The organism is Candidatus Omnitrophota bacterium (assembly GCA_021735655.1).
Classification (GTDB): Bacteria; Omnitrophota; Gorgyraeia; order Duberdicusellales; family 4484-171; genus JAHKAJ01.
The window spans coordinates 1-11,316 of sequence record JAIPGM010000012.1; the positions used below are offsets into that span (position 1 = coordinate 1).

Consider the following 11,316-nt stretch of genomic DNA (forward strand, 5'->3'; position numbering starts at 1 on the left):
GGTATTTGAAGATTTTAGTAATTTTAAATTACAATCTGATAAAAAAGTTTACCATTTATCTCCAGCCTAATGTAGGGCTTGCGATAAATGGCTTGATATTTTGAGAGTAGAATATACTGGACAATTAACATAGGAGGAATTATGTGGAGTTTAATTTCAAAAACTGGTTCTTTGGTCTGGTTGATGGTGCCAATATTTTTGTGTTCTATTTTTTCTTTAGCGATAACATTAGAGCGGTTATTTTTTTATCTGAGCATTAGAATTAATGTTGTAGACATTGTTTCACAAATATTAGAGCTAGTGCGTAAAAATAAAATAACTGAGGCTATAGATATTTGCGAAAAGTCACCTTTTTATGTTACTAATATTTTGAAGTCTGGGCTCACTCATTATGAAGAGGCTAAAGGTGTTATTCGGGAGGCAATGGAGAACGCTTCTCTTTATGAAATACCCAAGTTGGAAAAAGGTTTGAATTTTTTAAGCACAATAGCACACGTTACACCATTGTTAGGCCTTTTGGGTACAGTGGTTGGCTTGGTGCAGTGTTTTTATGTAATTGAACAGAAAACTTCTAGCGTTGGTATGGTTAACCCTTCTGATCTAGCTAACGGAATCTGGATAGCTCTATTAACCACTGTGGCCGGATTATTGGTAGCGATCCCAAGTTATATTATGTATAACTATTTCATTCATAAGGTTAATTCAGCAACTTTGGAATCCGAGCGGGCCGCTACAGAACTTCTTGAAGTTCTTCCTCAAAGCAGGTATAGCGATGAAGTTTAAAAAACGCGCCCGTGTAGAGGCGGGGTTACGTCAAATTGATATAGTTCCCTTGATTGATTGTGTTTTTCTTCTGTTGATATTTTTCATGTTAACATCAAATTTTGTTGTGATTCCTGGAGTTAATGTGAACCTTCCTAAGGTTTTAACTTCCGAATCAGTCGACGGTAGAACTCTAACGATTACCATTTCTAGCGAGGATATTATTTATTTAAAAGATAAGCCCTATAGTCTTCGTGATGTTGAGGATTTCATTAAGGAGGAGAAAATTAGTTCTATTTTTATTAAAGCCGATCGAGACGCAAGTTTTGGGATATTCACAAAGATTTATGATATTTGCAAGAGGCTGAGTATAGTAAAGATTAGCTACGCAACTACCTATGATGACTAGATGATGCCTGCTTTACATCCTCGATTTTAACCTCACTCGGTTTTAAAATAATTACTATGTCAGTAAAAATTATATCTTTTGGGAAAAGACATTTTGTATCGTTGTTCGTATCTATTTCTCTTTTTTTGCATTTTATTTTTGTTTTTTGGTGTTCATTTTATATAGAAACCGCCCCTAGTCCCTCAGTTTATGCCTGGACGAATATTATTGGAAAGAAGGATTTATTTTTTGAGAAAAAGTTAATTCAATTTCCAGAAAAAGCCTTCTCTTCGGTGGATCCATTGCGTAGAGAGTATTTTTCAGCTTCTTTTTTAAACGAAGATTATTTCCAACGCAAACATAAAGAACAGATAGATATTTTGCCTTACGTTAGCAAAGTTTCCTTCGATGATGCTATTTTGAGTCAAAAGCGAAAGCAGTATGTCTACCTTTGGGAGAGGAACGCGGTTTTGTCTTCTTGGGAAGAGGAGGTCATTCCTTATCGAGTTTATGTTTCCAATCATGGACGGGTGATTTTTCTATATCCGGAAAAATTATCAGTTAATTCTTATGAAAATTTGAATTTTCAGGACTATATTCGGGAATCTACTCAATTTCTAGGGGATAAATTTTTCTGGACAAAATTAGAGGCAGTAGTAAAATAAATGAGTATTGGACTTGCGTTTTTTGCCGGGATATTACTTAGCGGCTCAGTGGTTGTAGCTTTTCTTTTGGAGTATTTTAACAACCGCAAGTTTGCTAAAATGCGAAAAAATACTAACCTCAAGCGGCAAAAATGCGAGGTCTGTGCAGAGGTTTATTTTGTTTCAATATTGTCTGAGTTTTGGCGTTGTCCACGTTGTGATAGTATAAATAAAGAAAAATGATTACTGAAATAGGAATTATAGCTGGTGAGATTTGGCATTTTCTAGATAAACATGGAATGGTTAGTCTTCATAAACTAATCGTTGGTATTGAAAAGCCAAAAGAATTAGTTTTAATGAGCTTGGGCTGGTTGGCCCGCGAAGGCCATGTTTTGGTAGAATTTAAAGACCCTGACTACGTAATCTCTTTGCGGGAAGAGAATAAATCCAGCAAAGCGGAGTAGTTTCTAATATTTTAAGTAGTTATCCCGCCATTTTTTACCCATTTATTTTTTAAAAGTAGTTTTGGTGCCAAATCGGTGGGGCCGTAGTTCAGTTGGGAGAACGCCTCGTTCGCAACGAGGAGGTCGGCGGTTCGACTCCGCTCGGCTCCATGGAAATAAACAATAAGTTAGGGAAATATGTCAAAGATAAGAATGTATATTGAGCCTGGTCAAATTGAAGAGTTTATTCAGTTGAAGAATAGGGATGCTGTCCATAAGTTAAAAGATGTCCTGAGGCTTAAAGAATCAGATTGTCTTTGTTTTTTTGACGGCCGCGGGAAGGAGTATGTTTATCATATTGAGGAATTGTCCAAGAAGTCAATCTTGCTGAAACAAGAAAAGTTGTTACGATCGGAGCCTCATCCGACCAAACAAGTAACCTTAGCTTTTCCTCTTGAGCGAGAGGAAAGGGTAGATTTTATTTTGCAGAAGTGTACTGAGCTGGGAGCCTTAAGGTTTATTCCCTTTGTTTGTCAGCGGAGCATCCAGAGAAAGCCATCAGCTAATAAACTGGCTAGATGGAAGAAAATAATTAACGAAGCTACTCGGCAGTCACAACGTTTATGGATTCCGAAGATAGAAGAAACTTTAGATTTTTTGGATCTAGCTAAAGTCAAGTCGGATTTAAAGCTGGTTGGAAATATTTCCGGTAAAACTATAAGTAGAAAGTTTGATAAAAAGATTAAAGATGTTTTAATAGCTATCGGTCCAGTCGGAGATTTTTCAGATCAAGAGTATCAAGAATTTAAGAGTCAAGGTTTTAGTTCGGTTAAACTTTCGGCGAACCTCTTGCGTACCGAAACCGCTGCTATGTTTTCGGTAGGGTTATTAAATAATTTTCTAGATGAAGGTTAAATTTTTTACTCTAGGTTGCAAGGTTAATCAGTATGAAACTCAAGGTTTAAAAGAGAAACTGTTTGAATTTGGATTTAGTGAAACCGACAAAAAAGCGGACCTTTATGTGATTAATACTTGCACGGTTACTCATCGGGCAGATTCAAAATCCCGCCAGGCAATTAAACAGGCCAAAAAAGAAAATCCTTTGGCAAAAATAGCGGTTTGCGGTTGTTTGCCGCAACTTAATCGAGCGGTAATAGAAAAAATAGGTGCTGATTATATCGTTTCTCAAGGCGATAAGCATCTTTTGCCGGAAATTATTAGCGGAGATTTATCTGGCCAGAAGTTAAAAACAGACAGTAATGATATATGGTCATTGAAGATAACTCATTTCAATAATCAACGTGCTTTTGTTAAAATTCAAGATGGTTGTAGTAATTTTTGCAGTTTTTGTAAAATACCTCATTTAAGGGGGCCATCGCGCAGCCGAGCGAAAAATCAAGTTATTGCCGAATGTTTAAGGATTTCCAAATTGCACAAGGAAATCGTTCTTTGCGGGGTTAATCTAAGTCTTTGGGGTCGTGATTTTAATCCAGCCACATCTTTAGCTGATTTGGTTGAAGAAATCTTAACGATTCCATCTTTGGGTAGGCTTCGTTTGAGTTCGCTTGAGTCGAAGTTTATCGATGAAAAGCTAATTTCACTTTTTAATAATCGAAAACTTTGTTCGCATGTGCATTTACCTTTTCAATACGGGGACGATCGAATACTTACTGAAATGAATAAAAAAGAAACCGTGGCCTTATATGAAGATAAAGTTTTTCAGCTAAGAGCGATAAAACCGCAAATTGGCTTAAGTTGCGATATTATAGTTGGCTTCCCGGGGGAAGACCAAGAGAGATTTGAAAATACAGTAGCATTTTTAAAGCGTCTTGAGCCGATGCGAATGCATATATTTAGTTTTTCACCCCGCGAGGGGACTAAATTTTCTAAACTAAGTTTAACCAATCAGAAAGAGACTAAGCTTCGGTTTGACGCCTTAAGAAAACTTGCTGATCAGTTTTCCTTTAAATATGCGCAGAAGTTTTTAGGAGAAGAGCTTGAAGTGGTTATCGAAGAAAAGAGTCGAGGTTTTGCTTGCGGATATACTGAAAATTATATTAAGGTTTATATAAAAGATGAAGTTTCTTTGGGGGATATTATTCGAGTGAGAATAGAGGAAATCAAAAATAATAAGGTTTTTGCCCATGCGTCTTAATCTTTATATTGCTAAATCCGGTATAGCTAGCCGGAGATCTGCCGATCAGTTAGTCTCCTCGGGCAAAGTCACAATAAATGATTGTCGAGTTGATAAACCATTTATTAAAGTCAGAGACAATGATCAAGTCAGGGTTTCTGGTGAGTTAATAAAATTAAAAGAGTATAGTTATCTTCTATTTAACAAACCTAAAGGTGTAACAACGACGCTTAGCGATAGGTTTGCTAACAAGACGGTAGTTGATTTTATTCCTAAAAAGTATCACGGGTTGTATCCAGTCGGCAGATTGGACAAGAATTCTCACGGCTTGCTTATCCTTACCAATGATGGCGATTTTTGCTATAAGCTAACTCATCCGAAATTTTCAGTAGAGAAAGAATATCTTATCAAGTTAAGAGGAGCATTAAAATTCCCTGATCGACAAAAAGCAAAGCAGGGTGTTAGAGACGCAGGCGATCTATTAAAAGTTAAGAAAATAATGATGCTAAGTAGAGATAAGGAAAATACTCTTTGTAAGGTTATAATCTCTGAAGGCAAGAAAAGGCATTTGAGAAGGTTATTTAAACAGTTGGGTTACCGGGTGCTAGATTTAAAGAGAGTAAGAGTGGGTGGCTTAGTTATCGGTAGTTTAAAGACAGGCAAATATAGAATATTGGCCGAAGCTGAGCTAGAAAAGGCATTGGCTGGGTGAGAAATAGCTTGAAAATTAACCTTAAGATGTTAGGATAAGTACCTATGACAGTTCCAATAACAGCAGTAATAATTAGTAAAAATGAGGCTGAGCGAATAAAGGATTGTCTTGAGTCAGTGGCTAGTTGGGCTCAGGAAATAATTTTAGTTGACGATGAAAGTAGTGACCAAACTCGTCAGATCGCCGCAAACTATACCGATAAGATACTGGTTCGTAAAATGGAGGTTGAAGGCAAACATCGTAATTGGGCTTATGCTCAGAGCTCAAATGATTGGGTTTTAAGTTTAGATGCTGACGAGCGTTTAACCCCCGAGCTTAAGGCTGAGATTGAGGTAGTTTTTGATCAGCTTACCGATGAGGTTGCTTTTACTATTCCTAGAAAGAACTTTCTTGGTGATTATTGGTTGCGTTGGGCCGGTCAGTACCCTTCAGCCCAGCTAAAACTTTTTAAAAAGAGTAAGTTTAAATGGGAGGAGGTTGAAGTCCATCCAAGAGCTTTTTTAAAAGGTAAAACTACGCCGCTTAAAGAACCACTTCTGCACTATACTTATCGTGATTTTGGGGATTTTTTAAAAAAATTAAATAACCAAACTACACTTGAGGCAAAAAAATGGTTTGATGTTTATAAAGCTGACCCTAAGAAAGCAAATTACAAAATGAACTTAACCCATGCTTTGTGGCGTTACAACGATCGTTTTTTTCGTGCTTATTTGAGAAAAAAGGGTTGGCGAGATGGTTTTAGGGGATTTATGGTTTCTTTTTTTGCAGCCTTGTATCAGATAATTTCTTATGCTAAATATTGGGAAATAAAGAATCGGTTTAATCAAAATAAATGAAACCAATAGTCTTTATTGATCGCGATGGCGTAATCAATGAATACCCCGGTCATGGAAATTACGTAACCAGCAAGCAGGAGTTTAGATTCATTCCCGGAAGCCTTGAAGCGATTCGTAAGTTTAGCGAAGAAGGATTTAAGCTTTACGTGGTTTCTAATCAAGCCGGAGTTGCTAAAGGTTTGTATGCTCAGAAGGACTTAGATGAAATAAATGCAAAAATACTGCAGTCAGTCGAAAAAATTGGCGGGAATATTTCTGGTATTTATTATTGTACCCATCTTCCTGGCGATGATTGTGATTGCCGGAAACCTAAAACCGGTCTTTTAAAGAAAGCCCAGGAAGATAGCTTTATGATTTGCGATAAGTCAATATTTATTGGCGATTCATTTATGGACATGGAAGCTGCCCGCAATTTTGGAGCAAAATCAGTTTTGGTCCTTTCCGGAAGAGAGAAAATAGCTAATCGTGATAATTGGAAATTTGAACCGGATTATGTATTTGATAATCTTCTTTTGGCCGCACATTATTTAATTTCTCATTATGCCTAAAACTATAGTTATTTATGCCAGCTTTGGACATGGCCATAAAATGGCTGCTCAAGCTTTAGGCAAGGTGCTTGATGCTCCGGTTTGCGATTTATTAAGTTTCTGCTCACCTTTTATTGGCAAGATTTATTCCGGATTGTATAGTTTTATAAGCCATCATTTCCGCCACCTTTGGCAGGTTACCTTTTTTTTAACTAAAACAAAGTTTATTTCTTATCTGGTTAATTTGCTGCATAGGGCTTTATTTGCATCTTTATTTAAGTATTTGCATCGTGAGGCACCGGATGTGATCATTACTACGCATTTTTTCCCGGCCGATTTGGCTGCCTATATCAAGCATGAAATAGAGTTTAAATTGATATCGGTAATTACTGATAGCAGAGTCCATCCGTTATGGGTTAATTCTGATATAGATTATTATTTTGCTACTTTTGAGATAACCAAGAGTGACCTAATTTCTTTAGGTGTTGAGGCAGATAAAATTGTTAGCGGTTTTGTGCCACTACGTGAAGGCTTCAGAAGTAATCTTTCGCACCAGGAGCTTTATAAACAGTTCAATTTAGATCCGCTACCGACGGTTCTTTTTGTTTCGTCTTCAATGGGGGTATTTCCGTTTCTTAAGAAATCGCTAGATATTTTATTAAAAGACTTTAATGTTTTCGTAATTTATGGCAGTAATCAAAAACTGCGTCGTTATCTCGAGGGAGCTAACTCTGAACGGTTACGTTTTTTTCCTTTTTATGAGAAGATATGGGAACTTATATTTTTGAGTTCAGTTATTATCACCAAGCCCGGAGGCATGACTATTTTTGAAAGTGTTCATTGCAGAAAACCCTTTATTTTTACTCACTATATACCTGGTCAAGAAAAAGAAAATATGGATGTGCTGATTGAAGCTGGGGTCGCTAAGTTTGTTAAGAACCGTCGAGATTTCTTGAGTGTTGTTTGTTCACTGAGCAAAAAACATGAACAATTTCAAAATAGTTATCCTTTTGAGCTTAAAGATGTCCAGCCAGTATTAAGCGATTTAATTCAAAATTGCCTCTCTAAAGACAAAATTTAAGTAATGAAAAGCATAGCTAAGGTAGCTCTACCGATCTTCTTAGATAAGGAGTTTGACTATTCCTTTTCGTCTAAGCTTGACCTTAAAAGAGGTGTGCGGGTTTTAGTTGATTTTAGGGGAAGAAAGCGTATAGGCTTAGTTGTCGGGTTAGCTGATGAATCGAGGGTGAAAAAGTTAAAAGACGTAGTTGACCTTTTTGATCGACGCCCCTTATTGAGAGAAGACCACTTTACTTTTGCTGAAAAATTAAGTCAATTTTATCCTTATCCTTTTGAGGAATTTTTGTTCATGATGATCCCGGCTTATTTAAAAAAACCACAAAGAACTGATTTAGATTATTTTCAATCAGCAGCGACAAAAGATGACTCGGTTTCAAAAGTATTTATTAAGTCGGCGAAAATCACAGATCGTTATCAACGTTGGCGAGGTTTGGTGCGGAAGGCATTGGGGCAAGGTTCAGTTATGATTTGTTTTCCGCAAATGACCTATCTTCTCGAAGCAGAGAAATTAATTGCCAAGGATTTTCCTGGTCAGATTAAAGTTTTACATAGCAAAAAAAGTGAAAAAGACTTTTTTAATACTTGGCAAAAAAGTCGGCGTAAAAGTTTGATTTTAGGAACTCGGATGGCTCTCTTTTATTATCCGATTGATTTAAAACTTATTGTTATTGAGGAAGAGGATAGTCGACATTATTTTCAGGAAGAGAAACCTTTTTATGACCTTCGCGAGGCGGCAGATTTACTTTCAGAGAGTTTAGGGGTTAATTTAGTTTTAGCTGGAAGTTACCCGTCTCTGGCAACTTATAAGTCTATTGTTGATGGGAAAACGAAATTGGGTGAGCTAGAAGAGAACCCTAAAGATATATCTGTGGTAGATTTGGGTGGTTTTTCTAGAAAGAAAGTGGTTGGTCCGGTTTTGATTGAATTACTTTCTAAGGTAACTAAAGCCAATAAAAGGTCGGTTGTGCTTTGGAATAAGAAGGGTTTTGGCCAAATTGTAGCTTGCTCAACTTGTGGATACATATATAAATGTATTCATTGTTCAGGTTTTTTACAGTTTTCTTTATCTACTCAAGAGGGAAGGTGTCCTTATTGTCATCGTCAAGTAAGTTTACCTAGTCTATGTAGTCATTGCCAGAAAGGATATTTGAAATCTTCAGGTCTAGGGATTGAAGGTATAGCTTCCTTGCTTAAGCGTGTATTTCCCGAGGTAAAGATAGATAATTGGCAAAAGCACTATCGCGACTCTAAGATTACCCTTTCTACCTCTGAAATTTTAAGTTCTCTCTATAGCTCGGAGGTTTTTGACTCAGGGTTTATGCTGGATACGGATTCTTTGTTGAGTCGGCCGGACTATCGGGCAACTTTTGATACTTTCCTTTATATTAAGAAGCTCAGTAACTTTTTCTGTAAGTCGATGCATGTCTTTACGCGTAATCGACAATACTATTTATTTGATTATCTTAATTATGACTGGAGGCAGTTTTACGATAAAGAGCTAAACTTGCGTAAGAAAATGGGGCTGCCGCCTTTTAAGCTTTTAGCAAAAATTACCCTGCGGGATAAAAATGAGAACTTACTTTTAAAACAGGCTGAAGGCTTGTATAATAGATTTCAGAAAAGCTTTCAGGAAGTCTATGGTCCTTCTAAGGCTCAGCCTTTCAAATTACGTGATAAATTTCGCTATCAGATTATAGTGCGTACAGAGAGGAATCTGAGGAACCGTTGCTTAGTTAAGGAGATAATAGCTCTGCTACCTAGAACTAAGGTGCAGTTGGCGGCTGAACTGTATTAGTTTTTAGTAACAACAGATTTAAACTATGAATTTAATCTATTTTGGGAGTTCGGAATTTTCAAGAGTGGTGTTAGAAGGTCTTTGCCGGATGGGTTTTGCGCCTTCTTTGGTTGTCACTAAGCCGGACAAGCCTAAGGGTAGAGGGTTACAGCTTACGGCTACTGAGGTAAGCGTTTTAGCGGAAAGCAAAAAAATTTCGGTAGTTAAACCGAATTCACTAAAAGAGAAAAGTTTTATTGAAAAGCTCAGAGCCGAATCCGTTGATTTTTTTGTTGTGGTTGATTATGGCAAAATCATTCCTTTAGAAGTACTTTCTTTGCCGAATGAGTTTACTTTAGGATTGCATCCCTCGTTGCTTCCGCGATATCGCGGCCCAGCACCGATTGAGTATGCCTTGCTTAACGGTGACCAAACAACTGGGTTAACTATTTTTAAAGTAAACGAAAAGGTTGATTCCGGAGACATTATTTTGCAGAAGCAAGTCGTAATCGACTCTAATGATGATTACCATTCGCTTAGTCGCAAACTTTCAAACGAAGGTTTTCAATTTATAGTCGAAGGGTTATCTAAAATAAAAGATGGTAGCTATAAGTTAGTTAAACAGGCTGAAGCCAGAGCTTCTTTTACTTTTAAATTTAAAAAGATCGATGGTCAGATTAATTGGCAGAAGCGAGCGGTTGATATAAATAATCTTGTTCGGGCCATCAGCGGCTGGCCTTCGGCTTATACTTACCACAATGGTTTATTGCTTAAAGTCATAAAGTCTGACGTTATTAAGGTAACGGATGAAATTGGTCCGCCGGGTGGGATTGTAAAAATAGAACCGAAAGGAATTTATGTAACTACTGGTGAAGATATTCTAAGAATTTCTCGCATCCAGCCTCAAGGTAAAAAAGTTATGGATGCTTGGTCCTTTGTTTGTGGTCATCACCTTAAGGTGGGAATGAGTTTCTAAGAATGCAAAAGCGCAATCATATATTTTTTTCTGGTATGGTCCAGGGCGTTGGCTTTCGTTTCGGGGCTTTAAGTTTAGCTAAAAAGTACAATATCAAAGGTTGGGTTAAAAACCTTAATGACGGTCGAGTAGAGATAATTGCTGAAGGAAAAAACCGCGATTTAGATTCTTTTGTGAGTGATTTAGGTATTGAGTTTGAAGGAAGAGTCACTAGTTGTGAAATCGTGGTTGAGGAAATCGCTTGTAGTTTTAAAGATTTTAGGATAATATTTTAGAGAGTTTTTGTAAAAAACAAAGTGAGGTTTTTTTATGAGGTATGCAATTTTTGCTGATGTTCATAGCAATATTGAAGCATTCCAGGTAGTCATCGAGGCCTACTATCAAGAGAATGTTGATCGTTATCTTTTTCTCGGTGACATAATAGGTTACGGAGGAGACCCCCGGGAATGTTTAGATGTCCTTAAAGATTTGAAAGCGATAACTGTTGCCGGAAATCATGATTGGGCGGCAGTTGGTAAATTTCCGCTCAATAATTTAAATCTTCATGCACGAACGGCGATTAATTGGACAAAAACCAAACTCACTAAAGCCGATGTAAGTTATTTGAGTGGTTTTCATTTGACCATTGAAGAGAAAGATTTCGTGTGTGTCCATGGAAGTTTGAGGTCGCCCCATGAGTTTAAATACATTCTAGACATAGACGATGCGGTTACGGTTTTCCAGCTTTTTAAAAAGAAAGTGTGTTTCTTGGGTCATTCACACCGTCCGGGAATTTATTGTTTGGATAAAGATAATGTGTCGTATATTGAGCCAGGAGAAGTTACTTTTAAGCCGGATAATCGCTATATAGTTAATGTTGGTAGTGTAGGTCAACCCCGCGACGGAGATCCTAGAGCTTCATTTTGCGTGTACGATGACGAGGATCAAAGAGTAGAAATTTTTCGGGTTGGTTACGATGTAGCTAAGGCAGCCTCTAGCATTGTTAATCAGAATCTCCCATCTAATTTAGCTAATCGACTATATGACGGGAGGTAATATTA

Annotated in this window: 15 protein-coding genes and 1 tRNA gene; all 16 read left to right on the forward strand. The window is 37.2% G+C overall.

Annotated features, from left to right (window positions below; translation table 11 throughout):
• Positions 1-141: 141 nt before the first annotated feature.
• The 16 genes from K9L86_07835 to K9L86_07910 all read left to right on the forward strand — a co-directional run bounded on the left by K9L86_07835 (position 142) and on the right by K9L86_07910 (position 11,311).
• Positions 142-783: a MotA/TolQ/ExbB proton channel family protein gene (locus tag K9L86_07835; protein MCF7908762.1), complete on the forward strand. Its 642-nt coding sequence runs from the start codon at positions 142-144 to the stop codon at positions 781-783.
• On the forward strand, positions 773-1,171 hold the full coding sequence (locus K9L86_07840; GenBank protein ID MCF7908763.1) for a biopolymer transporter ExbD: 399 nt from the start codon (positions 773-775) through the stop codon (positions 1,169-1,171). Before K9L86_07835 ends, K9L86_07840 begins: the two co-directional genes overlap by 11 nt.
• Before the next feature lie 56 nt (positions 1,172-1,227).
• On the forward strand, positions 1,228-1,815 hold the full coding sequence (locus K9L86_07845) for a hypothetical protein (protein MCF7908764.1): 588 nt from the start codon (positions 1,228-1,230) through the stop codon (positions 1,813-1,815).
• Complete coding sequence (locus tag K9L86_07850) at positions 1,816-2,037, forward strand: hypothetical protein (GenBank protein MCF7908765.1); 222 nt, start codon at positions 1,816-1,818, stop codon at positions 2,035-2,037.
• A complete protein-coding gene (locus K9L86_07855; GenBank protein ID MCF7908766.1) occupies positions 2,034-2,258 on the forward strand; it encodes a winged helix-turn-helix domain-containing protein in 225 nt (74 codons plus the stop codon). Before K9L86_07850 ends, K9L86_07855 begins: the two co-directional genes overlap by 4 nt.
• Before the next feature lie 77 nt (positions 2,259-2,335).
• A tRNA-Ala gene (locus K9L86_07860) sits at positions 2,336-2,408 on the forward strand.
• Between the two features lie 27 nt (positions 2,409-2,435).
• Entirely contained in the window at positions 2,436-3,152 is a 717-nt protein-coding gene (locus K9L86_07865) for a 16S rRNA (uracil(1498)-N(3))-methyltransferase (GenBank protein MCF7908767.1), read from the forward strand.
• Complete coding sequence (mtaB, locus tag K9L86_07870) at positions 3,142-4,392, forward strand: tRNA (N(6)-L-threonylcarbamoyladenosine(37)-C(2))-methylthiotransferase MtaB (protein MCF7908768.1); 1,251 nt, start codon at positions 3,142-3,144, stop codon at positions 4,390-4,392. Before K9L86_07865 ends, mtaB begins: the two co-directional genes overlap by 11 nt.
• Positions 4,382-5,083 carry an rRNA pseudouridine synthase gene (locus tag K9L86_07875; GenBank protein MCF7908769.1) on the forward strand — a complete coding sequence of 234 codons (702 nt, stop codon included), beginning with the start codon at positions 4,382-4,384 and terminating at the stop codon, positions 5,081-5,083. Before mtaB ends, K9L86_07875 begins: the two co-directional genes overlap by 11 nt.
• Before the next feature lie 44 nt (positions 5,084-5,127).
• Positions 5,128-5,919 carry a glycosyltransferase family 2 protein gene (locus K9L86_07880; protein ID MCF7908770.1) on the forward strand — a complete coding sequence of 264 codons (792 nt, stop codon included), beginning with the start codon at positions 5,128-5,130 and terminating at the stop codon, positions 5,917-5,919.
• Positions 5,916-6,467, forward strand: coding sequence for an HAD-IIIA family hydrolase (locus K9L86_07885; protein ID MCF7908771.1), 552 nt, complete (start codon positions 5,916-5,918; stop codon positions 6,465-6,467). The genes K9L86_07880 and K9L86_07885 overlap by 4 nt, the downstream gene beginning before the upstream one ends.
• Positions 6,460-7,527: a hypothetical protein gene (locus K9L86_07890; protein MCF7908772.1), complete on the forward strand. Its 1,068-nt coding sequence runs from the start codon at positions 6,460-6,462 to the stop codon at positions 7,525-7,527. Before K9L86_07885 ends, K9L86_07890 begins: the two co-directional genes overlap by 8 nt.
• 3 nt (positions 7,528-7,530) lie before the next feature.
• Positions 7,531-9,321 carry a hypothetical protein gene (locus tag K9L86_07895; GenBank protein MCF7908773.1) on the forward strand — a complete coding sequence of 597 codons (1,791 nt, stop codon included), beginning with the start codon at positions 7,531-7,533 and terminating at the stop codon, positions 9,319-9,321.
• A 25-nt stretch (positions 9,322-9,346) separates the two neighbouring features.
• The gene (gene fmt, locus K9L86_07900) at positions 9,347-10,276 is read left to right on the forward strand and encodes a methionyl-tRNA formyltransferase (protein ID MCF7908774.1); all 930 of its coding nucleotides are present in this window, start codon (positions 9,347-9,349) and stop codon (positions 10,274-10,276) included.
• Positions 10,277-10,278: 2 nt separating this feature from the next.
• Positions 10,279-10,551: an acylphosphatase gene (locus K9L86_07905; GenBank protein MCF7908775.1), complete on the forward strand. Its 273-nt coding sequence runs from the start codon at positions 10,279-10,281 to the stop codon at positions 10,549-10,551.
• Between the two features lie 34 nt (positions 10,552-10,585).
• The gene (locus K9L86_07910) at positions 10,586-11,311 is read left to right on the forward strand and encodes a metallophosphatase family protein (GenBank protein ID MCF7908776.1); all 726 of its coding nucleotides are present in this window, start codon (positions 10,586-10,588) and stop codon (positions 11,309-11,311) included.
• The last annotated feature ends 5 nt before the right edge of the window (positions 11,312-11,316 follow it).